This window comes from Nocardia sp. FDAARGOS_372 (assembly GCF_002554515.1).
Classification (GTDB): domain Bacteria; phylum Actinomycetota; class Actinomycetes; order Mycobacteriales; family Mycobacteriaceae; genus Nocardia; species Nocardia farcinica.
The window spans coordinates 950,770-976,010 of record NZ_PDDW01000001.1; the positions used below are offsets into that span (position 1 = coordinate 950,770).

Annotated in this window: 25 protein-coding genes; 13 read left to right on the forward strand and 12 right to left on the reverse strand. The window is 73.2% G+C overall.

Features of this window, described 5'->3' with window-relative positions; translation table 11 throughout:
- Positions 1–297: 297 nt before the first annotated feature.
- The 3 genes from CRM89_RS31960 to CRM89_RS04880 all read left to right on the forward strand — a co-directional run bounded on the left by CRM89_RS31960 (position 298) and on the right by CRM89_RS04880 (position 3,097).
- Positions 298–420, forward strand: a complete 123-nt coding sequence (locus CRM89_RS31960; RefSeq protein ID WP_255266225.1) for a hypothetical protein — start codon at positions 298–300, stop codon at positions 418–420.
- Between the two features lie 266 nt (positions 421–686).
- A complete protein-coding gene (locus CRM89_RS04875; RefSeq protein ID WP_098083325.1) occupies positions 687–1,706 on the forward strand; it encodes an alpha/beta hydrolase family protein in 1,020 nt (339 codons plus the stop codon).
- Complete coding sequence (locus tag CRM89_RS04880; protein ID WP_098083326.1) at positions 1,703–3,097, forward strand: wax ester/triacylglycerol synthase family O-acyltransferase; 1,395 nt, start codon at positions 1,703–1,705, stop codon at positions 3,095–3,097. The genes CRM89_RS04875 and CRM89_RS04880 overlap by 4 nt, the downstream gene beginning before the upstream one ends.
- Positions 3,098–3,123: 26 nt before the next feature.
- On the opposite strand, the gene CRM89_RS04885 is transcribed toward CRM89_RS04880, so the two are convergent.
- On the reverse strand, positions 3,124–3,921 hold the full coding sequence (locus CRM89_RS04885) for a helix-turn-helix transcriptional regulator (RefSeq protein WP_098083327.1): 798 nt from the start codon (positions 3,919–3,921) through the stop codon (positions 3,124–3,126).
- An 83-nt stretch (positions 3,922–4,004) separates the two neighbouring features.
- On the opposite strand from CRM89_RS04885, the gene ilvD reads away from it, so the two are divergent.
- The 5 genes from ilvD to CRM89_RS04910 all read left to right on the forward strand — a co-directional run bounded on the left by ilvD (position 4,005) and on the right by CRM89_RS04910 (position 9,075).
- Complete coding sequence (ilvD, locus tag CRM89_RS04890; RefSeq protein ID WP_098083328.1) at positions 4,005–5,894, forward strand: dihydroxy-acid dehydratase; 1,890 nt, start codon at positions 4,005–4,007, stop codon at positions 5,892–5,894.
- Positions 5,895–6,044: 150 nt separating this feature from the next.
- Positions 6,045–6,470, forward strand: a complete 426-nt coding sequence (locus CRM89_RS04895; RefSeq protein WP_098083329.1) for a hypothetical protein — start codon at positions 6,045–6,047, stop codon at positions 6,468–6,470.
- Between the two features lie 3 nt (positions 6,471–6,473).
- Positions 6,474–7,244, forward strand: coding sequence for a phosphotransferase family protein (locus tag CRM89_RS04900; protein ID WP_098083330.1), 771 nt, complete (start codon positions 6,474–6,476; stop codon positions 7,242–7,244).
- 66 nt (positions 7,245–7,310) lie between these two features.
- Positions 7,311–8,177: a glycosyltransferase family 2 protein gene (locus tag CRM89_RS04905; RefSeq protein WP_060591789.1), complete on the forward strand. Its 867-nt coding sequence runs from the start codon at positions 7,311–7,313 to the stop codon at positions 8,175–8,177.
- A 70-nt stretch (positions 8,178–8,247) separates the two neighbouring features.
- Entirely contained in the window at positions 8,248–9,075 is an 828-nt protein-coding gene (locus tag CRM89_RS04910; RefSeq protein WP_081433301.1) for an NADPH-dependent oxidoreductase, read from the forward strand.
- Between the two features lie 19 nt (positions 9,076–9,094).
- Here the strand turns inward: CRM89_RS04910 and CRM89_RS04915 are convergent, their stop codons facing one another.
- Positions 9,095–10,087 (reverse strand): LLM class flavin-dependent oxidoreductase, encoded by a 993-nt coding sequence (locus tag CRM89_RS04915; protein WP_011208918.1) that lies wholly within the window; start codon positions 10,085–10,087, stop codon positions 9,095–9,097.
- 64 nt (positions 10,088–10,151) lie between these two features.
- Positions 10,152–11,603: an MDR family MFS transporter gene (locus CRM89_RS04920; RefSeq protein ID WP_098083332.1), complete on the reverse strand. Its 1,452-nt coding sequence runs from the start codon at positions 11,601–11,603 to the stop codon at positions 10,152–10,154.
- A gap of 127 nt (positions 11,604–11,730) precedes the next feature.
- Between CRM89_RS04920 and CRM89_RS04925 the strand changes: the two genes are divergently transcribed.
- Genes CRM89_RS04925 through CRM89_RS04935 form a run of 3 tightly spaced genes read left to right on the forward strand, consistent with a single transcriptional unit; the run spans position 11,731 to position 14,397 of the window.
- Positions 11,731–12,054 (forward strand): hypothetical protein, encoded by a 324-nt coding sequence (locus CRM89_RS04925; RefSeq protein ID WP_060591786.1) that lies wholly within the window; start codon positions 11,731–11,733, stop codon positions 12,052–12,054.
- Positions 12,051–13,412, forward strand: a complete 1,362-nt coding sequence (locus tag CRM89_RS04930) for a hypothetical protein (protein ID WP_098083333.1) — start codon at positions 12,051–12,053, stop codon at positions 13,410–13,412. Before CRM89_RS04925 ends, CRM89_RS04930 begins: the two co-directional genes overlap by 4 nt.
- The gene (locus CRM89_RS04935; protein WP_127516065.1) at positions 13,399–14,397 is read left to right on the forward strand and encodes a hypothetical protein; all 999 of its coding nucleotides are present in this window, start codon (positions 13,399–13,401) and stop codon (positions 14,395–14,397) included. Before CRM89_RS04930 ends, CRM89_RS04935 begins: the two co-directional genes overlap by 14 nt.
- A gap of 32 nt (positions 14,398–14,429) precedes the next feature.
- On the opposite strand, the gene CRM89_RS04940 is transcribed toward CRM89_RS04935, so the two are convergent.
- From CRM89_RS04940 to CRM89_RS04975, 8 genes are read right to left on the reverse strand one after another with little or no spacing between them, the layout of a single operon-like run.
- A complete protein-coding gene (locus CRM89_RS04940) occupies positions 14,430–15,392 on the reverse strand; it encodes a glycosyltransferase family 9 protein (RefSeq protein WP_098083335.1) in 963 nt (320 codons plus the stop codon).
- Positions 15,383–16,357 carry a PfkB family carbohydrate kinase gene (locus tag CRM89_RS04945; RefSeq protein WP_098083336.1) on the reverse strand — a complete coding sequence of 325 codons (975 nt, stop codon included), beginning with the start codon at positions 16,355–16,357 and terminating at the stop codon, positions 15,383–15,385. The genes CRM89_RS04940 and CRM89_RS04945 overlap by 10 nt, the downstream gene beginning before the upstream one ends.
- A 1-nt stretch (position 16,358) precedes the next feature.
- Positions 16,359–16,976, reverse strand: coding sequence for an SIS domain-containing protein (locus tag CRM89_RS04950; RefSeq protein WP_011208925.1), 618 nt, complete (start codon positions 16,974–16,976; stop codon positions 16,359–16,361).
- Entirely contained in the window at positions 16,973–17,551 is a 579-nt protein-coding gene (locus CRM89_RS04955; RefSeq protein ID WP_011208926.1) for an HAD family hydrolase, read from the reverse strand. The genes CRM89_RS04950 and CRM89_RS04955 overlap by 4 nt, the downstream gene beginning before the upstream one ends.
- A 10-nt stretch (positions 17,552–17,561) precedes the next feature.
- Positions 17,562–18,680: a glycosyltransferase family 9 protein gene (locus CRM89_RS04960; RefSeq protein WP_011208927.1), complete on the reverse strand. Its 1,119-nt coding sequence runs from the start codon at positions 18,678–18,680 to the stop codon at positions 17,562–17,564.
- Complete coding sequence (locus tag CRM89_RS04965; protein WP_060593378.1) at positions 18,677–19,627, reverse strand: glycosyltransferase; 951 nt, start codon at positions 19,625–19,627, stop codon at positions 18,677–18,679. Before CRM89_RS04965 ends, CRM89_RS04960 begins: the two co-directional genes overlap by 4 nt.
- 47 nt (positions 19,628–19,674) lie before the next feature.
- Entirely contained in the window at positions 19,675–20,379 is a 705-nt protein-coding gene (locus tag CRM89_RS04970; RefSeq protein WP_098083337.1) for an SDR family oxidoreductase, read from the reverse strand.
- A gap of 28 nt (positions 20,380–20,407) precedes the next feature.
- A complete protein-coding gene (locus CRM89_RS04975; protein WP_060593377.1) occupies positions 20,408–21,625 on the reverse strand; it encodes a glycosyltransferase in 1,218 nt (405 codons plus the stop codon).
- Between the two features lie 248 nt (positions 21,626–21,873).
- Between CRM89_RS04975 and CRM89_RS04980 the strand changes: the two genes are divergently transcribed.
- Positions 21,874–22,965 (forward strand): glycosyltransferase family 9 protein, encoded by a 1,092-nt coding sequence (locus CRM89_RS04980; protein ID WP_098083338.1) that lies wholly within the window; start codon positions 21,874–21,876, stop codon positions 22,963–22,965.
- Between the two features lie 17 nt (positions 22,966–22,982).
- Here CRM89_RS04980 and CRM89_RS04985 read toward each other — a convergent pair whose 3' ends face one another.
- A complete protein-coding gene (locus CRM89_RS04985; RefSeq protein WP_229434993.1) occupies positions 22,983–23,699 on the reverse strand; it encodes a GNAT family N-acetyltransferase in 717 nt (238 codons plus the stop codon).
- Positions 23,700–23,878: 179 nt separating this feature from the next.
- Here CRM89_RS04985 and CRM89_RS04990 point away from each other — a divergent pair, with 179 nt between their 5' ends.
- Positions 23,879–25,168, forward strand: a complete 1,290-nt coding sequence (locus CRM89_RS04990) for an MFS transporter (RefSeq protein WP_098083339.1) — start codon at positions 23,879–23,881, stop codon at positions 25,166–25,168.
- Positions 25,169–25,241 lie beyond the last annotated feature (73 nt).

Genomic DNA, 25,241 nt, shown 5'->3' on the forward strand with positions numbered 1-25,241 from the left:
GCTTTCCGTGGCTGCGAACCGCTCGATCAGTCGTTTCCCACTGGAAATTTGCTCGCGCACCCCGAGATCGTCCGGTGTATCGCCGTGCCCCGAGTTTCGTGGGCATGACCTGCGAAAAGTGCCCTGACCAGGCATTACATCCCATGAATGCGGGAAAATGTGAAACATGCCTTGTCGGCCAACTGATCGCTTGATATGTTGCCCCGGTCACACGAGATGGCATGCACCGATTGCGCCGCAGCCGACCCCTCGATGGCTGTGAGGTCTGGTGCATACCACGGACGAAGGAGATTCGCTATGGGTTCGCTCAGCGACCTGCTCGGCGCTTTGATTCCCGCCCTCGGCTCCGCCGTGGCCGGCGACGGGTTGTGGGATGTGTTCCTCGGCTCGCTCGAGGGCATCACGGGCTTCGCCGGCTGAGTGCCGGCCGGCTCCGCGATCCGACCTCCGAGTCCGGCGTCCGCCGGCTCCTGAAACCAGCAACGCAAGGAGAGAACAATGGGATCTTTGATCGACATCCTCGGCATGGGCACCGCCAGCCTCGGCGAGACCGGCACCAGGATCGTGAACGCGCTGATCAGCCTGAGCGGCGGCACGCCGGGAGCGGGCAAGTAGGCGCGCAGGACCCGTGGAGACGCCCGCGGAGCCGGGCGTCTCCACTGTTCCGGTCGAAGGTTGATCGAACGATGGATCCCCGCAGAAACCGTGCACTGGCCTGCGCCGCAACCGTTCTCGCGCTCGCCTGCACACCCCTGACCGGTGCCGTGGCGACCGCGACGCCGGACGCCCCCGCGGTGACGGGAACGCCCTCCCGGCTCGTCGACCTCGCCGTGTATTCCCCCGCCATGCAGCGCTCGATCGCGGTGAAGGTGCTGCGGCCCGCCGACACCACCCGCCCCGCGCCGACGCTGTACCTGCTCAACGGGGCCGGTGGCGGCGAGGACGCGGCCAACTGGTTCGGCCAGACCGACGCGGTGGACTTCTTCGCCGACAAACACGTCAACGTCGTCATCCCGATGGAGGGCGCGTTCAGCTACTACACCGACTGGGAGCGGGCCGACGAGGGCCTGGCCGAGACGCTGGGCAACAACGGCCGCAACATGTGGACCACCTTCCTCACCGAGGAACTGCCGCCGGTGATCGATGCGACCTTCGGCGCGACCGGCGCGAACGCGCTGGCCGGCATCTCGATGGCGGGCAGCTCGGTGCTCGACCTCACCATTCAGGCCCCGACCCGCTACCGCAGCGTCGCGGCCTACAGCGGCTGCGCGATGACCAGCGACCCGCTCGGCCGGATGTTCGTCACCGTGGTGATCAGCCTCGGCGGCGGCGACCCGGAGAACATGTGGGGGCCCACCGGCGGCGACGGCTGGCGCGAACACGACCCGTACCTGCAGGCGCACCGGTTGCCGCCGATACCGATGTACATCTCCAGCGGCAGCGGCCTGCCCGGCCCGCACGACACCCTCGCCAACCCGCGGCTGCACAACGACGATCGGCAGCTGCTCAACCAGACACTGGTCGGCGGCGCCATCGAATCGGTGACCAACCTGTGCACGACCCGGCTGGCCCAGCGCACCGCCGAACTCGGCCGCACCGACATCACCTACAACATCCGGCGCCCCGGCACCCATTCGTGGGGGTACTGGCAGGACGACCTGCGCGACTCCTGGCCGATGATCGCCCGGTCGATCGGCGCCGAATGAGCCACGCCGCCCGTGTGTCGGCGCAGCGGCTGCATCCGCGCGACGCCGTGTTCGTCTACGACGAGACCGACACCCACCCGTCCACCGTCGTCGGCTGCTATGCCTGCACCGCGACCACCCCGCTGACCGAGGCCGCGGTGCTGGACTGGGTGCGCGACCGTCTCGGTCTGGCACCGCTGTTCCATCGCCGCCTTCGGCGCGTCCCGCTCGACCTGGACCTGCCCTACTGGGTGCCCCACCCGGATCCGGATCTGCGCGCGCATGTTTCGCTGCGCACCGGCGGCACGTGGGACGACGCGCGCCGGGTGATCGCCGAGCTGGCCGCGACCCCGATGGACCTCGCCCGCCCGCCGTGGGAGATCCACGTGCTCGACCTGATCTCCGACGTGCCCGGCCTGCCGGGCGAGACCACCGTGGTCGTCCTGAAGTTCCACCACGGTGCCGCCGACGGCGTCGCCACCCGGGAACTGGAACTGAAGCTCTTCGGCCCGCACCCGCTCCCGCCGCCGCCCACCTTCGACCGCACCCCGTGGCTCCCGTCCGCCGCGCTGCGCACCGCGAGCGCCCTCACCGTCGGCACCGCCCGCTTCGCCGCGCACCTGCGGCGCACTCGCACCACCGAGCCCGCCGACCTGCCCCCGCCGCTGCCGACCCGGCCCGCCACGCGGTTCAACCGCCCCGTCCACCGCCCGCTCGTCTTCGACCTGGTCACGCTCCCGCTCGCCGACATCCGCCGCGCCAGGGCCGCCTCGGACACCCCGGTCACCCTCAACGACCTCCTGCTGACCACGGTCTCCCTGGCACTGGGCGACTACCTGGCCGAGCGCGGGGAGCTGCCCGCCGGTTCCCTGGCCGCGATGGTGCCGATGTCGGTGCGCGGTATCGGCTGGACCTCGGCGAACCAGCTGTGCCAGCGGTATGTCGACCTGCACACCGACGTCCCGGACCCCCTCGTCCGGCTGGCCGCCGTGCACCGGTCCGCCGCCCGGGAGAAGCAGCGCAACGTCCATCCGGACGTGCTGCGGGCCGAATCCCGGGTGGAGACCGCACCGGCCTGGCTGTTGCGGCTGGCGGGCTGGGCCCGCGCCCGGCGCGACTACCGCACCGTGGAGACCGTGCCGCTGATGAACACCACCGTCAGCAACGTCCCCCCGGTCGCCACCGACCTCGCCTTCCTCGGCAGGCCGGTGACGAGGATCTTCGGCGTCCTGCCCACCATGGACGGCGACTGCCTGCGCCACCTGGTCACCTCGCAGGGCGAGGAAGTCGTCATCTCGTTCAGCACCGACGAGACGGCGATGCCGGATCCGCGGCATTACGGTGACCTGCTGCGTGCAGCGTTCGTCACCCTGCGAGACCTGCTGGTCGACAGCGGTGACCGGGCGGGGTGACCGCCGACGGTCGGCCGCCGCACCGGTCATCCGGGTCCGACGGGGGTGTACATGACCAGGTGCAGGTCGGGGTGGTCGGCCGGTGCGAGGCGGTGGTGCTCGTAGCGCAGCTCGCCGCGCACCGGGTGGTGGAAGACCCGTTCCCGGGAGGCGAATCCCTCGATGTGATGGCTGCGCCAGGCCTGCCGGAAGGTCGCGTTGTCGTCGAGGAGCCGGCGGATGGCCGGTGACCGGGCCAGATCGCCGAGGCGGGGCCCGGCCTCGGCGCGGAATTCGGCGAGGAAGCGGCGGCTGGTGATCTCCCAGTCGGGCAGCAGGTCGCGCACGTAGGGGTCGGTGAACACCAGCCACAGCAGGTTGCGGTCGGCGGGGGCGACGGCGGCGACATTCGGGTAGAGCTCGAGGTACGCCGCGTTCCAGCCGGAGATCTGCCAGTCGGGCGCGATCGCGTACGCCGGGAACGGCACGGCGTCGAGCAGGTGCTGGATGTGCTCGGGCGCACGGTGGTTCGCGGGCTCGTCGGCCGCGGGCAGCGGCGCGTAACCGGCGAGCGACAGCAGGTAGTGGTGCTCGGTGGGGGTCAGGCGCAGGGTCGCGGCCAGCGCGTCGAGCACCTGGCGGGACGGCTGGATGTCGCGGCCCTGCTCGAGCCAGGTGTACCAGGTGGCACTGACCCCGGAGAGCGTGGCGACCTCCTCGCGGCGCAGCCCGCCGCGCCGTCGTGGCCCCGCGGGCGGCAGGCCGACGGTGACCGGGTCCAGCCGGGCGCGGCGGGCGCGCAGGAAGCTGGCGAGCTCGGCCCGCCGCTGGGCTGTGGTGCTCATCCGAGCAATCCTAGAACTGGTGGTCCTACTACTGGTATTACGGGCGTCTTCGCAGGTGGCGGCCGTCGCGGCAGGCTCGGGACATGCCAGAACTTCGTTCCAGGACGGTCACCCACGGGCGGAACATGGCCGGTGCGCGGGCATTGATGCGCGCTTCCGGCGTGCCCGCCGCCGACATCGGCGCCAAACCGGTCGTCGCCGTCGCCAACAGTTTCACCGAGTTCGTTCCCGGCCACACCCATCTGCAACCGGTCGGGCGCATCGTCGGCGACGCGATCCGCCGGGCGGGCGGCATTCCGCGCGAGTTCAACACCATCGCCGTCGACGACGGTATCGCGATGGGGCATCAGGGCATGTTGTACTCGCTGCCCTCGCGCGACCTCATCGCCGATTCGATCGAATACATGGTCCAGGCGCACTGCGCCGACGCGCTGGTGTGTATCTCCAACTGCGACAAGATCACCCCGGGGATGCTGCTGGCGGCGATGCGGTTGGACATTCCGACCGTGTTCGTCTCGGGCGGGCCGATGGAGGGCGGGCGCGCCACGCTCGCCGACGGGACGGTGCGCCGGCTCGACCTGATCACCGCCATGAGCGAGGCCGTCAACGACGCCACCTCCGACGCCGACCTGGCCACCATCGAGGAGAACGCCTGCCCCACCTGCGGCTCGTGCGCGGGGATGTTCACCGCGAACTCGATGAACTGCCTGGTGGAGGCGCTGGGCTTGGCGCTGCCGGGCAACGGCACGACGCTGGCCACCCACACCGCCCGACGCGACCTGTACGAGGCGGCCGGGGAAACGATCATGGCGATCACCCGCCGCTACTACGACCGCGACGACGCCAGCGTCCTGCCGCGCGCGATCGCCTCACGGGCGGCGTTCGACAACGCGATGGCGCTGGACCTGGCGATGGGCGGGTCCACCAACACCGTGCTGCATCTGCTGGCCGCCGCGCACGAGGCCGGGCTCGACTACACCCTGGCCGACATCGAGAAACGGTCCCGTGCGGTGCCCTGTCTGTGCAAGGTGGCGCCCAACGGCAGCCATCTGATGGAGGATGTGCACCGCGCGGGCGGGATTCCGGCGATCCTCGGTGAATTGCGCCGGGGCGGGCACCTGCATACGACGGTGCGGGCGGTCCACAGCGAGTCGCTGGACGGGTGGCTCGCCGAATGGGATGTGCGCGGGCCGAATCCGGCGCAGGCGGCGGTCGACCTGTTCCACGCCGCGCCCGGCGGGGTGCGTTCGGCGACGGCGTTCTCGCAATCGGCGCGGTGGGCGTCACTGGACCTCGATGCCGAATCGGGGTGCATCCGTGACGTGGCGCACGCCTACTCCGAGGACGGTGGACTGGCGGTGTTGCGCGGCAATCTCGCCGTCGACGGAGCCGTGGTGAAGTCCGCCGGTGTCCCCGCCGACCTGCACGTCTTCACCGGCGAGGCGGTGGTCGCCGAATCGCAGGAGGAGGCGGTGACGGCGGTCCTCTCCGGCCGGGTGCGGCCGGGCACGGTACTGGTGATCCGGTACGAGGGACCGCGCGGCGGGCCGGGCATGCAGGAAATGCTGTATCCCACGGCGTATTTGAAGGGCCGTGGGCTGGCGGGGTCGGTCGCGGTGGTCACCGACGGGCGGTTCTCCGGCGGGAGTTCCGGTCTGTCGATCGGCCACGTCTCCCCGGAAGCCGCGGCGGGCGGCACCATCGCCGCGGTCGCCGACGGCGACCGGATCACGATCGACATCCCGTCCCGGACCCTCCGGCTCGAGGTCGACGACGCCGAAATCGCCCGCCGCCTGGCCCACCGACGCCGCACCGGCTACCGCCCGCGCAGCCGCCACCGTCCGCTGAGCACCGCCCTGCGCGCCTACGCGCTGCTCGCGCAATCCGCCGACAAGGGCGGTGTGCGCCGGTTGCCGCCCGACGAGCTCGGCGGGCCGGAGGCGGCATTCGACACGCAGACCCGCGCCGGCTGATCACCCGGGCCACGACCGCGCGGAGGGAAGATGACGCCGTGCCCTTTCCGCCCCCCCGGGGGACGACGATCGCCTCGTCTGGCGCCTCCTGATGCGCGCGGACGCCCCGGCGCCACCGGCCGATCCCCGCATCGCCCGCACGCGGCGTGGATGCGGGCGCCGGCCGCGGTCGCCCGCACGCCACGGGCGGATGCGGCGGTCGATCGGCTGGTGTGGAGCCTGGTGATCACCGGCGAGTACGACGTCGTCGTCGGGTGGGAGCGCGGGCGCGGGATCGGCGAGTTCGGGATCGGGCACGGGTTGACGATGGACGCCGGATACGGCGCGGCCGCCGTGTGGGTCGCCGATGTCGTCCAAGGCCGGCTGGCGGGCCGCGAGTTCGTGCAGTGGCCGAGCAGCGGGTTGTTCCCTCTGCTCGTGCCGCGGCTGGTCGGGTCGGCGCCGGTGTGGGTCGATCCGCACACCGGCGCGACGATCGCCCCCCGGCGAACTGTGTGCGCACGGCGACCGGTGGCACGGCGGGCGACCGTCCCACCGTGCCCGGCGGCGGGCGGGGGAGCAGGGGTAATACCGTGAGGCGTGGAGTTCTCCGGTGGATGGGACAGTGTCGCGACGTTGGTCGAGGGTCGGTGGGTCGAGCGGCGGCCGCGGCGGCCCGAGGTGGCTGAACAGTTGCTGCGCGAGACGCGGGTGATGCCGTGGCTGGCTCCGCTACTGCCGCTGCCGGTTCCGGTTCCCGTGGTGGTCGAGGCCGACCCGCTCGTCGTGCGTCATGCGCTCGTGCCCGGAGAGCCCCTGACCACGCCGCGGGCCGACCACGGTCGCGTCCTCGGCGGCTTCCTGCGCGCGCTGCACGGGAGTTCGGCGTCGGCGGCGGTCCGGCACGGTCTCGCGCCCGCGGCGGCCACGCACCGCGACCGCGTGGCCACCGTCGGCCGATTCCGCGCGCAGGTCGTTCCCAGAGTGCCCGCGTCGCATCGTGATTGCGCCGATGCCGTGCTCGCGGACGCGTGCGAGCTCCCGGCCGACACCGTGGTCCACGGCGATCTCGGCCCGGAGCACATCCTGGTGGCGGACGATCGGGTCAGCGGCGTCATCGATTTCGGTGACCTCCACCTCGGCGACGCGGCCAACGATCTGGCCTGGCCCCTGTACGGTGCGCCCGCCGAGTTCGCCGCCGCCGTCGCCGCCGCCTACGAACCCACCGACGACCTCCGGCGGCGGGCGCTGCTCTGGCATCGGCTCGGACCCTGGCACGAGGTGCTGCACGGCCTCGACACCGGCGACGAGGCGGCGGTCCGCAGCGGATTGGCCGGGGTGATCGAGAGATTGGCGCTCGGAGTCCGCTGAGCCCGTCGGCCGCGGGCCGCGCCTCGACTTCGCACCGAACGCCGCGCGCTGGTAGGTTCGCGGCCCATGCGTGACAAGACGGTCGGGGTGCTGCTGGTGACCTACCAGAGCGCCGAGGATCTGCCCCGTTTCCTGGATTCGCTCGGTCCGGCGGTGGAGCCGTTGGCGGTGGACGTGGTGTGTGTGGACAACACCAGCACCGACAACGGTCCCGACCTGGTCGCCGACTACGGCGGCCGCGTCATCCGCAACACCCGCAACGTCGGCCTCTCGCGGGCGATCAATCAGGCCGCGGCGCAGACCGACGCCGAATGGCTGCTGGTCGCCAATCCGGACACCCAGCTCGCGCCCGGTGCCGTCGCCGGACTGGTCGAGACCGCGCGCGCCGACGACCGCATCGGCATGATCGGCCCGAAGATCCTGCGCTTGGACGGCACCCCGTACCCGTCCGGCCGCCGCTTCCCGTCGCTGCTCGTCGGTGTCGCGCACGCCCTGCTGGGCGGGGTGTGGCCCGGCAACCCGGCCACCCGCCGCTACTTCGGCCCGCAGCTGACCGGCCCCGGCGACGTGGACTGGATCTCCGGCTGCTGCATGCTGTTCCGTCGCGCCGCCTTCGACCAGGTCGGCGGCTTCGACGAGCGCTACTTCCTCTACTTCGAGGAAGTGCAGATGGCGTTGAACATGCACCGGGCGGGCTGGCGCGTCGTCCTCGACCCCACCGTCGAGATCCGGCACCGCGAGGGCGGCAGCATGCGCTCGGCGCCCTTCCGCAAGGTCCGCGCGCACCACCGCTCGGCGCTGCGCTTCTACTGCGACTACCACCGCGGCACCCCCTGGATCCTCGCCGCCCCGCTGGTCGCCGCGGGCCTGGCCGTCCGCGCCGTCCTCGCCGCCGCCGTCACCGCCGCCACCGGCCGCCTCGCCCGCAACTGAGCCCCGCGCTTTCGGTTCAGGGTGAGGGTTACCGGAGACGGGGTGGCCCGCGGCGACCATCATGACCGCCATGACGCAGATCGCCCCCTCTCCGGCCGAGACCGTGCGCACCCGGTACCGGGACGCGCAGGTGCCCGAGCCCGCCGTGTGGAACGCCACACTGGCGGTGCTGCACGAGCACCGTTCGGTGCGCCGCTACCTGCCCGACCCGGTGTCCGACGACACGTTGCGGCTGCTGATCTCGGCCGCGCAGTCGGCGCCGACCTCGTCCAACCTGCAGGTGTGGAGTGTGGTCGCGGTCCGCGACCCCGATCGCAAGGCCCGGCTGGCGGCCCTGGCCGGTGACCAGGCGCACGTGGTGCGGGCGCCGCTGCTGCTGGTGTGGACGGCCGATTTCGCGCGGTTGCGCCAGCTCGCCGCCGACCACGACGCCCCGCTGGCCGGAGCCGACTATCTCGAGTCCAGCTACGTCGGCTTCATCGACGCGGCGCTGGCGGCGCAGAACGCGGTGGTGGCCGCCGAATCCCTCGGCCTCGGCACGGTCTACATCGGGGCGTTGCGCAATCATCCGGAGGCGGTCGCAACCGAACTCCAGCTCCCGCCAGGGGTTTTCGCGACCTTCGGCCTGGTGGTCGGCCATCCCGACCCGGCCGAGCGCGCCCAGGTCAAGCCGCGCCTGCCACAGCAGGCGGTACTGCACCGGGAAACCTACCGGCTCCCCGAGCAGCGCTCGCACGTCGCCACCTACGAGCGCCGCATCGCCGAGTTCTACGGCGAGCAGGATCTCGCGCACTCCTGGACCGAGCGGGTGCTGGCCCGTCTCGCCTCCGCCCGCAGCCTCGCCGGCCGCGACCGCCTCCGCACCGCCCTGCACAACCAGGGCTTCCCCCTGCGGTGACCCGCCCCGAGCCGGGGGATCAGCCCTGGGCGAGCTTGCGGATGAGTTCGAAGGAGCGGGTGCGGTCGTCGATGTCGTAGACGAGCGTGTTGATCATCAGCTCGTCGGCCTCGGTACGGTGCAGCAGGTCGGTGAGCTGGGCGTGCACGGTCTCCGGCGAGCCGAGCGCCTGTCCGGCGCGGCGCTGTTCGATGAACTGGCGTTCGCCCTCGCTCGGCTGGAAGGCCGCGGCCTGCTCGGGGGTGGGCAGCTCCCGCGGCCTGCCCGCGGCCAGCTGCAGGAAGGCCAGGTCGCGCGGGCGGGCCAGTTCCTCGGCCCGCTCGTCGGTGTCGGCGCACAGCGCCGCCGCCGCGACCATCGCGTAGGGCGCCTCGAGCTGCGCGGACGGACGGAATTCGGTGCGGTACAAGGCGAGTGCGGCCTCGGTGGCGGCCGGATTGATGTGGTGGGCGAACGCGAAACGCAGGCCGAGCACGGCGGCGACCTGCGCGCTGTAGCCGCTGGAGCCGAGCAACCAGATCTCGGGTTCCTCGCCCCGGCCGGGCGTCGCGGCGATGCCGCCGGGACCGGTGCCGCGGAAGTAGCGCAGCAGGTCGGCCAGTTCCTGGGGGAAGTTCTCCGCCGACAGGCCCGCCTCGGTGCGGCGCAGCGCGCGGGCGGTGGCCTGGTCGGTGCCGGGGGCGCGGCCGATGCCCAGGTCGATGCGCCCGGGATGCAGTGCGTGCAGCGTGCCGAACTGTTCGGCGACCACCAGCGGCGCGTGGTTGGGCAGCATGACCCCACCGGAACCGACGCGGATGCGGCTGGTGGCGGCGGCCACGTGCGCGATCAGGACCGCGGGCGCCGAGCTGGCGATACCGGGCATGTTGTGGTGCTCGGCCACCCAGAACCGCCGGTAGCCCAGCTCCTCGGTGCGGCGGGCCAGCTCGGTGGTCGCGGCGAGCGCGGCACCCGGGTCGGCGCCCTCCTGCACCGGCGCGAGATCGAGCACGGACAGTGGGACGTCGATCATGGGGCTCCTTCGCGAACGGATGTCTGGTCAGGACAACGTCCCGCGCCGGGCCGGTAATCCCGGGCTACCCGGTGCCGTCGACCGCCCGGCCCGGCAGCATGGCCGAGGCGGCCAGCAACACCACCGCCGAGACGACGACCGCGACGAACACCAGGTGCACCGCGTCGGCGAGCACCGCCGGCGCCGGGTGTTCCGCACCGGCGACGCGGGCGTTGACGATCGCGCCGAACACGGCCACCCCCACCGCGCTGCCCAGCGAGCGCGCGAACATGTTCGCCGAGGTCACCACGCCCCGCTCGGACCATTCGGCGCTGGTCTGCGCCGCGATCAGGCTGGGCGTGGCGACCAGGCCCATGCCCGCGCCGATCACGAAACACGACAGCGAGACCTGCCACAGCGTCGAGTCCTGGTCGATCAGCAAGGTCGACGCCGCACCGAGCACGGCCAGGCCGCTGCCGATCAGCGCGCTGCCGCGGAAGCCGATGCGCAGGTACACCCGCCCGGCCTGCGAGGCGGCCAGCGGCCAGCCCAGCGTCAACGCGCCGACGGTGAGACCGGCGACCAGCGCGCCGGTGCCGAGCACACCCTGGGTGAAGGTCGGCACGTAGGAGGTGAGCCCGAGCAGCAGCGCGCCGATCAGCACCGACATCAGGCTGCTGGCCACCACCACCCGCCGGGTGAACACCCACAGCGGCAGGATCGCGTTGCCCGCACGCCGTTCCACCAGCACGAACAGCACCAGCGCCAGCGCGCCGCCGCCGAAGACGCCGATGCTCACCGGCGAGGACCACGCCCACGCCTGCCCGCCCTCGAGCAGGCCGAGGATCACCGCGCCCGCGCCCACGGTCAGCAGGGCCGCGCCGAGGTAGTCGATGCGTTGATCGCGCCGTTGCGGGTGCTCGTGGAAGCTGCGCACCAGCGTCCACGCGGCCACCGCGGCCAGCGGCAGGTTGATCAGGAAGATCCAGCGCCAGCTGACGAAGTCGGCGAACACCCCGCCCAGCAGCGGACCCGCCACCGAGGACATCGCCCACACGCTGGCCAGATAGCCCTGCACCTTGGCCCGCTCGGTGAGGGTGTAGAGATCGCCCGCGATCACCATCGTCATCGGCTGGATCGCGCCCGCGCCCACACCCTGCAGGGCGCGGAACACGATCAGCCCGGGCATGCTCGTCGCGAGTCCGCACAGCAGCGAACCCACCGCGAACATGCCGATGCCGAACAGGATCACCGGTTTGCGGCCCAGCGTGTCGGCGAGCTTGCCGTAGATCGGCACCGTGACCGCCTGCGCCAGCAGGTAGATCGAGAACAACCACGGGAACTGCGCGAATCCGCCGAGAGACCGGGTGATCGAGAGCACCGCGGTCGCGATGATCGTGGAATCGAGGGCGACCAGCCCGGTGGACAACATCAGCGCGGCGAGGATCGGACCACGGTCGGAACGTAAGCCGATGCCTGCTGATGTCGTCTCGGTCGCCACTGCGCGGATCTCCTCGGGTGGGTCGGATTCGGGCAGCGCGTGCCCGCGTTCTGTATACCGGCACCAACTTTCGGGCTGCCAGGGGTTATTCCACTGCCCGGCATGCGAGGATGGTGGGGCGTGATGCGGCAGCGATCAGTTTGGTTTCCGTGAAGGGGGAACGATGGACACGCTGAAGCTCGATCCGGCGGCGATCGCCGCGTACACCGCGATAGCGGACACCGTCTCCGAACAACTCGCCGACGCGGCGGCGGCCAGCGCCGGGGCGGTCGATCAGGCGCGGCTCGAAGCCGATCTCGGGTTGCTCGGTGCGGGATTCGCGGCCCGGTTCACCGCCGCGGTCGCCGAACACACCCAGGCCCTCACCACGGCGGGCCAGTTGGTCGCCGCCTACGGCCGGGTGCTGCGCGACTACGACAGCGCGATGCGGACCGGCGACGCCGAGACGGCCGCCGCGCTGGACAAGGCGGGGGAGGAGCTGGCATGAGGACGCTCACCGGATTACGCAGGCGCCGCCCCGAAAACGCCGCGAACGACACCGTTTCCGTCACCCCCGATCCGGCGGCCGACCCGCCGATGATCGCCGCGCTCGTGCAGCCGATGCTGGCATTGCGCGCCTCGCTCGGTTCCGGCGCCACCCTGCCCGATCGCGGGATCACCACCGCGCTGTCGGCGGCGGCGAACCGGGCGGCCGATTCCGAGGCGCCGCACCGCGACGGCCTGCACGCCCTCGAATCGACCTGGACCTCCACCGGCGCCGACGCCGCCGTGCCCGCGCTGCGCACCACGCAGACCCAGCTCGGGGAGATCTCCGATCGCGGCCCGGCCTACCTGTCGGTGCTGGCCGACGCGCAGGCCACCAGTGCGCGCGCGGCCCGCAAGGTGGACCAGATCATCGCCGACTTCCGCGCCGACGCGCGGGTGATCCTGGCCAACGCCGGGTCCGCGCCGGAGACCGACGCGGTGATCGACCGTGCCGCCACCGCGCTGCGGGAGGCCATCACCACGGTCACCGCGGCCCGGACCGAGATGGACGGGCACACCGGGCGCCTGGACGCGATGGGCCCGCTCACCGTCACCACGCCCGCCGGGGTCACCGGGCAGGGCGGTATCGGCGGTACGTCCACGCCGGTCACCTACTTCGCCAACACGCCGAGCACCGGATATCCGACCACCACCGCCGACGGCCAACCGCTCGACCCCGCGCTGATCGCGCAGTTGCAGTTGCAGCAGCAGCTCGTCTCGGCGGGCGTGCAGCTGGGCACTGCGGCGATCACCGCCGGCGTCGACATCGGCACCCACCTCATCGACAAGATCGTCGAGGTCGGCACGCACGCGATGGACACCGTCGCCGCCTCGGCGGACAAGGCGATCGACAAGGCCATCCCCGAACTGCTGAACCCGGGCAGCACCACGAACAACGGCGCGGGCGGCCAGTCCGGTGGCGCGCCGTCCAAACTCATCGACTTCGGCGGTGGCACCGGCCCGTCGAGTTCCGCACCGCTCATGGCCGCACCGGGCACCGCCGCGCCCGCACCGAAGACCGACCCGCCACCCGCCGAGGAACCCGAACCGGAGCCGCCCGCGGGCGAATCGGTCCCGGCCCCCGAACCCGAGACGCCGCTGGCCCAGGCGCCGTTCGCGGCCGAGCCGGCGCCGGAGCCGCCCGCCCACCAGCCGGGTACGACGGGCGGGATGGCGATGCCGCCCGCGGTCGGCGGCGATCAGGACCGCAGGCCGCGGGACGGTCAGCTCGGGGTGACGGTGCCCGCGTCGGAGATCCTGCCCGAGACGGTGACGGTGCCCGCCGCCGTGATCGGCGACTTCGGTGATGACGCCCTCTGACCGAGACCCGCGCACACCTCCGAACCCGAACCCGTTCGACACCGGCCTGCCCATGCTGCGGCTGCCCGAACCGCCCAAGGGCAGGCGCAAACGCAAGCGGCCACCGGCCGCCGAGCGCGGTCGCCCGCCGCGCCCGGAGCCGGGAGTGATCGACGCGCACAGCACCGGCGAACCGATCCCGCCGCTTCCGGTGCCCGATCAGTCGCGCCCCAGCGGCGACTGGTCCGAATGGCTCCAGCCGTCGCCGTCGCGGGCCCGTCCGGGCGAGCCGCCGCTGCCGCGCGCTCCACTCGACGAGCCCGCGCCGGAGCCGGAGGAACCGGCCGCGGAGGAGGCGCCACGGCTGTTGCCCTCGCTCGTCGACCGCACCGGCGGCAATCCGGGCCCGGCGCTGCGCAGACCGCGTCCCCAGCGCGAGGACGGCCGCTCCGGCGGCGACCGGGTGCTGGCGGTGCTGGTCGTCGTCGGGGTGCTGGTCGCGGTCGGCTCGATCCTGTGGGCGGTGCTGCCCGGTTCCGCGCCGTCGAGCGCGCCGACCTCGGTGGCGGCCCCGCCCCCGGCCGTCGCACCGACCACGGTCGCGCCCCCGGTGGCGACCCCCGGCTGCGAGCAGCGCAACTCCGGTGACATCGTCTCGGGCACCGGCCCCGGCGGCACCACCGACGGACCGTCGGCGATCCTGGCCTTCGAGCACGCCTACTACGTGCTGCGTTCCGGCGCCGCCGCCCGCGCGGTCGTCACCCCCGACGCCGCCGTCCCACCCGCCGACCAGATCCAGCGCGGTATCGATCAGGTGCCGGTCGGCACCCGCTACTGCGTGCGGATCGGCAAGGCGACGGCGGCGCCCGCGCTCGACGGGCTGGCCCGCTGGGAGGTGCGGTTGACCCAGCAGTACCCGAACGAACAGCCCAAGACCTTCACCCAGGTCATCGCCACCCGCACCCAGGCCGGGCGCACACTGATCGCCTCGATCGCGATGGGGTAGCGCGCCTCGTCGAGGCCGCTACGGTGCCGGTGTCAGGAGGGCGCCGGGCTGTCCTGGCGCGCGCGGGGCGGCCACCGGGTGAGCTGGGCGCGGACGGCGGCGATCACCTCGTCGGTGCCGAGGGCGAGCAGGCCCGGGTCGACGGTGTCGCCGTGCGGGTCGCCGATGTGCCCGGCCCACAACGCGGCGTGGCGGCGGCGCTGCGGAGGCGGACCCCACCAGGCGGGCGGGTTGGGGCCGAACAGCACCACCGAGGGCGTGCCGAAGGCGGTCGCGAGGTGCCCGACGCCGGTGTCCGAGCAGACCACCAGGGCCGCGCCGGCCACCGTGGCGGCGAGTTCACGCAGGTCGAGTTCGCCCGCCAGCACCGCGTCCGGGCCGAGACCCGCACGGGCGGCGACGGTTTCGGCCAGCGGCCGTTCGGCGGCGTCGCCGGTGACGAGCACGCGGTCGGCGTGGCCGCGCAGGTAGGCGGCGACCTCGGCGAACCGGTCGGCGGGCCAGCGCCGCGCGGCCGAACTGCCGCCCGGATGCACCACGACCGCGCCCGCGTGCGGGGTGCCCTCGGGCGGGGGAGCCAGGTCGAGGCGGGCCGGATCGGCGGGAATGCCGGCCCCCGCGAGCAGATCGCACCAGCGCCGCACCTCGTGGGCGGTCGGCGACCACGACGGGCCCGGGATCGGAAAATCCGGGTGCGCGTGGGTGATCAGCCGCGCCGCGCCCGTGGCGAGCAGGTCGGCGATGCTCTGGGGTCCGCGTCCGTGCAGATTCACCGCCAGGTCGGGCGGCGGGCCGGTCCAGTGCAGTCGGCCGTGGCCGGGTGTCTCGTGCAGTTCGTCCACACAGCAGGCCAGGTCGACGATCGGGCGCAGCCAGCCGGGGGCGGCGAGGACGAGCCGGTCGTCGGGGCGGGCCGCGCGCAGGGCGCGCAGGGCGGGCAGCGCGGTGAGCAGATCGCCGAGCCCGAGCGCGCGCAGCGCCAGCGTCACGCCCACGACGTCACCGAGACCGGTTCGGGCACCGCAGTTTCCGTGACCGAGACGGTGCCCGCCGCGCCGCGGGCCACGAAATCGGCCGCGGCGTACACCGCGCGCCGCACCGCCTGCTCGAGGTCGTGGCCGTCGGCCAGTGCGGCCGTCGCGGCGGTGGCGAAACGGTCGCCCGCGCCGCAGGTGTCGCACCCGTCCGGGCCGCGCCGCTCGGCGGGCAGGGCGATCCGGGTGCACTCGTGCCGCCCGCACACCAGCGCGCCCTCCGACCCGAGGGTGACCGCCACCGCCCGAACGCCCCACCGCCGGGTCAGCGCGCACAGGTCGGTGTCCGTGGTGGGCGGGGCGGCCAGCTGGTCCAGCGCCTCGCCGCGATTCGGTGTCACCAGCGTCATGCCCGGCACGGGGGCCGCGCCGCGCGGATGCGGATCCCACACCACCGGCGCCGCGGCGTTCTTCAGGACCGCCCGCAGGTGCGGGTGCGCGCTCGCGCCGCGCCCGTAGTCCGACACCAGCACACCGCGCGCGGCGGCGAGCGCGTCGAGCGCGTCGTCCGGGAGCGGGTCGGTGCCGATCCGGCCGTCGCCGTAGTCGATGCGGGTGATCAGGGCCCGGCGGCCGCGCTGGTCGCCGCGTGCGCCGGGCCGGGCCCACGGCCCGGTGGCGAGTACCCGCTCCTTGCGGACGGTCGCGCCGTGCAGCGGCAGGGCGACCACGCGCACCCGCGGTCCGAGCAGCGCGCGCAACCGCTCGCTCGCCTCGTCGGGGGCGAAGCCGGCGATCAGCACCACCTCGGCGCTGTCGTCGGCGGCCAGCCTGGCCGCCAGGCCCGCGCCGCCGGGACGATAGGTGCGGCCGGTGACATCGACGACCGGCACCGGAGCGTCCGGGCTGCGCCGATCCGCCGTACCCTCGACGTCCACGTCCAGCAGGATGTCGCCCACCACGACCAGCGGCCCCGTGGCCGCCATGTCAGCGCACCTCCAGCGCGGCCTCGAGCGCGGTGCACAGCGCGTGCACCAGCACCAGGTGCATCTCCTGGACGGTGGCGACGGTGTCGGCTTCGATGGCGACGGCGTCGTCGCACAGGGCGGCAAGGGGATTCGGCGGGGGACCGGTCATCGCCCAGGTCGCCATGCCGATGTCGTGCGCGGCCTTGGCGGCGGCGACCACGTTGGGACTCGAGCCGCTGGTGGACAACACCACCAGCACGTCGCCGGGACGGCCGTGCGCGCGCAGCTGGCGGGCGAACATCTCGTCGATGCCGTAGTCGTTGACGATCGCGGTGGTGCTCGACGTGTCGCAATGCAACGCGATCGCCGACAACGGCTGCCGTTCGCCGCGGAACCGGCCGGTCAGCTCGGCGGACAGGTGCTGGGCCTCGGCCGCGCTGCCGCCGTTGCCGCAGGTGAACAGCCGCCCACCGCGCTGATAGACGCGGGCCAGTTCCTCGCCCCAGGTCCAGATGTGCGCGACGGCGGGAGACAGATTGCGCCGCAGCGCGTTCGAGAGCGCGTCGAAGTGGCGCTCGAGCTCGGCCCCGGTACCGGGGACGAGATGACGGGTGGATTGCACCTTCGAGCTGGTCACGACAGTACGTCCTTTCTCGACGTGCCCGACAGGGCAAGCGTCACCGCGTCGGCCAGATCCGGCGCGACCAGTGCCACCTCCCGGGCGTAGGCGATCTCCTCGGGGCGGGTCTTGGCGGTGGGAACCAATACGGCGCGCGCGCCCGCCGCGACGGCGGCGGCCACGTCCGAGCCGATGTCGCCGATCAGCACGCAGTCGGCGGGCACCGTGCCCAGCGCGGCGGCGGCGTCGATCACCAGCCCCGGTTCGGGCTTGCGGCACCGGCATCCGTCGTCGCGTCCGTGCGTGCACACCTGCCAGGTGTCGAACGGTCCGAGCAGTTCCTCGACCCTGGCATTGACCGCCGCCAGCTGCGCGGGACTGATCAGCCCGGCGGCGACGCCGGACTGGTTGCTGACCACCCCGACCCGGATTCCGGCCGCCCGCAGGCGGTTCAGTTGCTCGGCCGCGCCGGGCACCGGACGCACCCCGGCGGGGTCGGCGAGATAGGGGACGTCGACGATGAGGGTGTCGTCGCGGTCGAAGAGCACCGCGCACGGCGCCGCCGCGCCCACCGTGTCGTCGATCGTGTCCACCCGGACCTCCTCACGCCTGCCCCTGGTCGGCCGCGCCGACCACGTCTGCCTCGCTGATTCCCCGCCGCGCGCGGTCGAAACGGCGCGGCCGCAGCCGGGTCGGCGCGTCGCGCCCGTCCAGCAGCGTCGCCACCGCGGCCACCACCTCCTGCGCGGTGATCCCGTCCAGGCACGGATGCCCGGGAACCGGACATTCCCGCGCCCTGCTGCCCGCGCACGCCGCCCGCTGATCGCCGAGCAGCACGGTGGGCACCCCGTAGGGCGCCCAGCGGGTCGCGGGCACCACCGGGGCGAACAGCGACACGATCGGCGTGCCGACCGCCGCGGCCAGGTGCGCGGGCCCGGTGTTCGGGGCGACGACCACGGCCGCGTCCCGCAGGATCGCCGCCAGCCCCGCGAGATCGGTGGCGCCGCCCAGATCGGGAGCGAGTCCGGCCGCGACGGCGGCGGTGAGTTCCCGTTCGTCGGGCCCGCCGGTGACCAGCACCCGATGCCCGGCGGCGGTCAGTGCGGCCACATAGGACCGGCAGCGTTCGGCCGAGGGGCGCCGCGCGGGCACCGCGGCCCCGGGATGCACCACGACGTAACCCGGTGCGCCGGTGAGATGTCCGACGTCGGGGAGGTCGGCCCGCACCCGCAACCCGCCGCCGTCGCCCCGGTAGCCCGCGGCTTCGGCGAGCGAGAGCGCCCGCTCCGGTTCCGGTACGTCGTCGTCGACGCGGTGGCGCACATCGAGCAGCGAACCCGGGTAGTCGGGGCTGATCGCCGAGATCCGCGGCACCCCGGCCATGCGCAGCAGCAGCGCCAGCGGCAGCGGCGACTGATGGAAGGAGGTGAAGATCACCGCCTCGTCGATCCGGCGCGCGCGCAGGTCGGTGACGAACGCGTCGATGCCCGCCGCGGTGACCGGCGGGGAGTCGAAATCGACCCAGCCCGCGTGATATTCGACGATCTCGTCGATGCCGGGCAGCAGTCGCGCCGCGGCCACCCCGCGCGGACCGGCCAGGAAGGTCACCCGGCCCGCCCCGGCGGCGACGGCCCGCACGGCCGGACCCATGAGCAGCACGTCCCCGGCGCTGTCCAGCCGCGCGGCCAGGACGTGCGGGGCGGGCGGCGGTGGCGAGGTCATGACGGCCGCCCCGCCGGATGCTCGGCGATCGTGCGCGCCAGCAGGGCATCCCAGCGCTCGACGAAGGCGTCGATGCCGAAATGCGCGTGCGCCCACTGCCGGCCGGCCTTGCCCGCGACCTCGGCGAGCATCGGCTCGGCGAGATAGCCGCGCACCGCGTCGGCGAGCACGGCCGGGTCGGTCGACACGGTGCCCGCCTCCGGTGGGATCGACGCGCCCGCCTCGGTGCTGCCGACGGCGACCACCGGCATCCCGAGATACATCGCCTCGAGCAGCGACAGGCCGAGCGAGGTCCAGCGCGGCAGGTGCAGGAACACCCGTCGACGCCCGAGTTCGGCGTGCAGCCGGTCCTGGGTGTGGTCGCCCGCGCCGTGCACCCGGTCGTCGCCGACCTCCAGTGCCTCGTGCAGATCGTCGGTGCCCATGCCGAACACGTCGATCGGCGCCGCCGCCGAGAGCGGCACCAGCAGATCGGTGCCGGTGACCCGTCCCCGCCGCACCGGCTCGTTGATGATCGTTGCGGCCCTGGCCATTTCGCCGGTGTAGCGGTAGCCGGGGTCGAGCACGCCGTGCGGCACCACCGTGGCGGGGTTGCGCCCGTTGTCCCACATCAGCCGGTTGAAATCGGTGACGTGCACGATCGGGATCTCCGGCCGGTCGGCCAGCGGATGCCGGGTCAGCGCGGCGTGCTGGTTCGGGGTGTTGTGCTCGACGTAGAGCGCGGGCACATCGATGCCCGGCCGCCTGCCGGTCCACTCGAGCGTGAGGTCGAGCTCGCGTGGTCGCTGCACCACCACCACATCGATCTCGGCGTCGGCCAGCGCGGCGGGCGCGATCTCCTGCGCCGACTCCGGCCACGGCCGCCCGCAGCGGCCGCGCGCCCACTCGCCCTGGTGCCCGTCGGCGGGGATCAGATATCGATGCCCGCCCTGCACGAACGAGGTCATCCACGACCCGTGCACGTGCCAGGCCAGGATGGTCAACCGTCGCCCCGTCACGGCCACGATCCCTCGGTGGAGTGACACACCACCAGCTCGCGCACCTCGCAGCCCGGCGGGCGGGTCAGCGCGAAGAGCACGGTGTGGGCGACATCCTCGGGCTGGTTCAGGGTGACATCCGGCGGCGGCGCGTACTGCTCGGGGCGGCCGTCGAAGAAGGCGGTGTGCATGCCGCCCGGGACGAGCAGCGTGACACCCACCTCGCCGCGGGTCTCGGCGGCCAGCGCGCGGGTGAAACCGACGACGCCGAACTTCGAGGCGCAGTAGGCGGTCGCGTCACCGACCGCCTTGATGCCCAGGGTCGAGGCGACGGTCACCACCGTGCCGTGCGAGGCGCGCAGCGCGGGCAGCGCGGCCCGCACCACCGCCGCGGTGCCGAACAGGTTGACCCGCACGACCCGCTCCCAGTCGGCGGTCGACACCCCGTCCAGCGGACCGCAGACATCGGTGCCCGCCGCGGTGAAAACCCCGTCCAGGCGCCCGTCCACCCGGCTGAGCAGCCGCGCGACGGCTTCCTCGGCGTCCTGCGAGTCCGCGAGATCGGCGTACTCCCAGGCCAATTCGGGGTCCGGCTTGTCGCGGTCGATGACCAGCGGAGTGCCGCCCGCGGCGCGGACGGCGGCGGCGGTGGCGGCGCCGAGACCGGACGCGCCACCGGTGATCAGGATGTTCCCGAGCTCGCGTGCTCCTGGTCGGCTCACTGTGCTCCTTTCGGCCGGAGGTGGTGGCTCAGCCCGCCGACGCGGTGGTCGCGCCGGCGTTGGTGGCGGAGGTGATGCGCTGATAGGTGGTCAGGGTGCGTTCGGCGACGCGGTCCCACGAGTAGGTGCTGTGGGCGCGGCGGTAACCGGCGGTGCCGAAGGCCAGCCGCAGGTCGGGATCGGCCAGTAGCGGCCGCACGACCTCCGCGACCGCCCGCGACGTGACCGGCATGACCAGGCGACCGGTCACGCCGTCGTGGACGGTGTCGAGCATGCCGCCGACTGCGCTGGCCACCACGGGTTTCGCGCACGCCATCGCTTCCAGCGGCACGATGCCGAACGGCTCGTACCACGGCGTGCACACCACCACGTCGGCCGAGCGCAGCAGCGCAGGCATCGCCGCGCGCGGCACCTGCCCGGCCAGCCGGACCCGGTCGGCGACGCCGTAATCGGCGGCGAGTTCGCGCAACCGGTTCATCTCCGGGTCGGCCTCGGCATCGGAACCCGGTGCGCCGCCCGCGATCACCAGCTCGGTGTCGGGCAGGTCGGCGAGCGCGCCGATGGCGGTGTCGAATCCCTTGCGCCGCACCATCCGTCCGACCGTGACCAGCCGGTGCGGGTAGGTCTTCGGGTCGGTGGGCCCGTCCGGGGTGAACTGCTCGAGGTCCACCCCGCACGGCACCACCGTGGTCCGGTTGCGCGGCACCCCCATCTCGCCCAGTTCGGCGACCTCGTCGGAGCAGGTGGCGATCACATGGGTGGCGCGGTTGGCGATCTGGCGTTCCAGCCGCAGCCGGGTCGGCGGGCTGGTGTCGTCGGCGCCCTGGTAGCGGCGTTTGACGGTGCCGAGCGCGTGAAAGGTCAGCACCACCGGCACATCGAACTTGCGCGCCGCGAGTTCGGCGGCGACACCCGACATCCAGAAATGCGCGTGCACGACCTCCGGCCGCTCGATTGCCCAGCGTTCGCGCAGAAACCGGGCGAATTGGCTGAGAAACGGCAGGATGTCGTCCTTCGGGATGGGATGCGGCGGGCCCGCAGGCACATGGACGACGCGATATCCCGCACCGGTCAACACCTCCGGCTCCGCGCAGGAACCGTCGTGACGGGTATAGACGGTGACCTCGTGACCTCGGCGCGCCAGCGCCGCGGAGAGTTCGGCGACGTGGACGTTCTGGCCCCCCGCATCGGTGCCGCCCAAAGGGGCCAGCGGGCTGGCGTGCTCGGAAACCATCGCAATTCTCACCGCGTGCTCCGTTCGTCGAGGCGACACGGAGACCGATTCGCCGGTCATTTCGGGCGAATCGGTCCTGGTCGTCGTTGTGCCGGGTTGTCCCGCGACGCGCAACTGCCGCGGTGCCCGGCGACTACCCCGCACTTCTCCGGTGAAACAAACGGGGTTGATGGGCCTGGTGAGGACGCGCCCGGTTTGCCCGGAGAATGCCGGGGTAGAACGGCCAGGACGTGTGATCCACCTCGTGACAGGAGTTCGGCGTGACGACTCGTGAACAGGTGTCCCGGCGCTCGGTTCTCGGCCCGCTGGCCGAGCCGTTCCCCGACGTGCGCAGCATCGTCGTGCTGCGCGGCGGCGGCCTCGGCGATCTGCTCTTCGCCATGCCCGCGGTGCACGCGCTGGCCGCCACCTACCCGGATGCGCAGATCACCCTGCTCGGCTCGCCCGTGCACGCCGAACTGCTGGGGGAGCGGCCCGGTCCCGTGGCCGAGGTGATCCCGCTCCCGGCGGCCGAGCACGAAGCGGCGTTCAGCCGCGATTTCGCGCGCCGCCGCCCCGACCTCGGCGTGCAGCTGCACGGTGGCGGCGCGTGGTCGAATCCCTTTCTGACCGGGCTCGGGCCGCGCTGGACCGTCGGGCCACGGGCCGCCGACGCCGGTCCGCTCACCCGCACCCTGCCGTTCCGCTACTACCAGCACGAGATGCTGCGCTGGCTGGAAGTGGCCGGGCTGGCCGGGGCCGCGCCGGTGGTCCTGGAACCGGAACTCGAGGTGACCGGCGCCGACCTGCTCGCCTCCGAGGCGGTGCTGCAGGAGGCCGCCGGACCGGTCGTCGCCCTGCACCCGGGCGCCACCGACCCGCGCCGCCGCTGGCCGCCGGACCGGTTCGCCGACGTGGCGGCCCACTGCGTCGCGCGCGGTGCGGTGGTCCTGGTGCTCGGCGCGGAGTCGGAGCGCCCGCTCGTGGAGGAGGTCTGCCTGCTCGCCCGGCGCCGCACCCCGCAGCCGGAGGCGGTGCGCTCGATGATCGGCGCTTCGATGTCGGCGCTGTGTGGGGTGCTGGCGCGCAGCACCCTGTTCCTCGGCAACGACAGCGGTCCGCGCCACCTGGCCCGCGCGGTCGGCACACCGACGGTCGGCATCTACTGGATCGGCAATGTCGTCAACGCGGGTCCGCTGGTCCGCACCCGGGACCGCGTGTTGGCCTCCTGGATGACGAACTGCCCGGTCTGTCACGCCGACCTGACCGACGAGACCCTGCCGCGCTGCCCGCACGACGACTCCGTGGTCACCCCGGTGCGGACCGAGCAGGTCTGCGCCGAGGTGGACGACCTGCTCGCGGCACAGGGTTGAGCCGCGGGGCCGGGCCGTTATGGGACGCGGAAGCCGCGGAAGGTCAGGCGCCGCCGGGTACGGAAACCGAGCCGTTCGTAGTGGGCGATCGCGCCGGTGTTCGACTCGGCGACGTGCAGGAACGGCCGGTCCCCGCGCGCCTCGATCCGCGCGACGAGTGCCCGCACCAGCCCGGCGGCGTACCCGCGCCCGCGCGCCCGGGGTGCGGTGCAGACCGCGCTGATCTCGGTCCACCCCGGCGGTCGCAGGCGTTCCCCGGCCATCGCCACCAGCTCGCCGTCGACGCGCACACCGAGGTAGGTGCCGAGTTCGTGGGTGCGCGGGCGGAACGGGCCCGGTTGCGTGCGCGCGACGAGGTCGAGCATCTCGGGCACGTCGGCGGCGCCCAGCTCGACCATCCCGGCGGGGGGCGGACCGGTCTCCCGGCCACCGGCGTGAACCATCTGACGTCCGTCGAGCGTGAAGACCGGGTCCCAGCCGTCGGGCGGCAGGGCCGGGCAGCTGAACATGTCCGCGAGCTCGCCGCGGCCCAGCAGCCGCGCCAGCTCGTCCCATCGCCCCGGGTCGGGGTCGAGGCCGACGCTGGCGAAGGTCGCCACCTCCGCCCGGTAGGTGAGCGCACCTCCGCACCGCCGGGCCAGGTGCGCGTGCCGCCCGCGCAGGGATGCGCCCACCGGATCGTCGAGCGCGGTGTCCGGGTACACCGCTGTTCTGCGGTTCTGGTCGTTCAGCACGTCCCGAGTATGCGCCGGGCGTGCGCGGCGCCGGGCCGGCACTCCCCGGGGACCCGGCACGTCGGTGGCTGTGCCGTTCGCCCCGGGTCGTGAGCCGTCGGCACACCGCCTCCGAAGACGCCGATCACGTCGCGATAACTTCTTTCGAGAAAGCCATCTTCGTCCAGAGAGTCACCGGGATGTCGCTGCGTACTTCCGCGCCCGTCGGCGCGCCCCGCCGCCCACGGGTCCACCCGGCCTGGTGGGTGGCCGCCGTCGCGTTCCTCGCGCTGCTCGGCGCGGCGGGGTTCCGCGGCGCACCCGGCGCGCTGATGGTGCCGTTGCATCACGAATTCGGCTGGTCGATGAGCGTGATGTCGCTGGCGGTGAGCATCAACCTGGTGCTCTACGGGCTGGTCGCCCCGTTCGCCGCGGCGTTGATGGACCGGTTCGGCATCCGGCAGGTCGTCTCGGCGGCGCTGCTGCTGGTGGCGCTCGGCGCGGGCGGCAGCGTGTTCATGACCGCCTCCTGGCAGCTGCTGGTGTGCTGGGGGCTGCTGATCGGCACCGGCACCGGCGCGATGGCGCTGGTGTTCGCCGCGACCATCGCCAACCGCTGGTTCGTGCGCCGCCGCGGGCTGGTCATGGGCGTGCTCACCGCGGGCGCCGCCACCGGCCAGCTGGTCATCCTGCCGCCCGTCGCCGCGCTCGCCGATCGTGTCGGCTGGCGGCCGGCCTCGCTGGTGATCGGTGGCGCGGCGCTGGTCGTCGCCCCGCTCGTGTGGTGGGTGCTGCGCGATCACCCCGAGGACCGTGGCGTCGCACCCTACGGCGCCGATCCGGGCACCCACGTCGCCGCGCCCCGCACCGGCGGCGGCGCGGTCCGGCGGGCGATCGACGGCTTGGTCTTCGCCGCCCGGCACCGCGCCTTCTGGGCACTGGCCCTCGCGTTCGCGATCTGCGGCGCGACCACCAACGGTCTGGTCGGCATCCACTTCATCCCGTCGGCCCACGACCACGGCATGCCCGCCACCACCGCCGCCGGGTTGCTCGCCGCCGTCGGGGTGTTCGACATCGCGGGCACCATCGCCTCCGGCTGGCTCACCGACAAGTTCGACCCGCGCGCACTCCTGGTGGGCTACTACGGCTTCCGCGGCCTCGGCCTGCTCGTGCTGCCGCTGTTGCTCGCCCAGCACGTGCACCCCAGCATGATCCTGTTCGTCGTCCTCTACGGCCTCGACTGGGTCGCCACCGTGCCGCCCACCGCGGCCCTGTGCCGCGACATCTTCGGCGACCGCGGCACCATCGTCTTCGGCTGGGTCTTCGCCTCGCACCAACTCGGCGCCGCCGCAGCCGCGTTCGGCGCGGGCGTGATCCGCGATCGCTTCGGCAGCTACACCTACGCCTGGCTGGCCGGCGCCGCCCTCTGCGTCCTCGCCGCGGGCGTGTCCGTCCTCGCCCGCCCACCCCGCTCCCGACCGGTGGTGTGAATTCCTCCGGCCCAGGAAAAACCGCGATTCCGCGAGGGAAGCAAAAGCCAGGCCGCGGAATTGGAACTTGTTA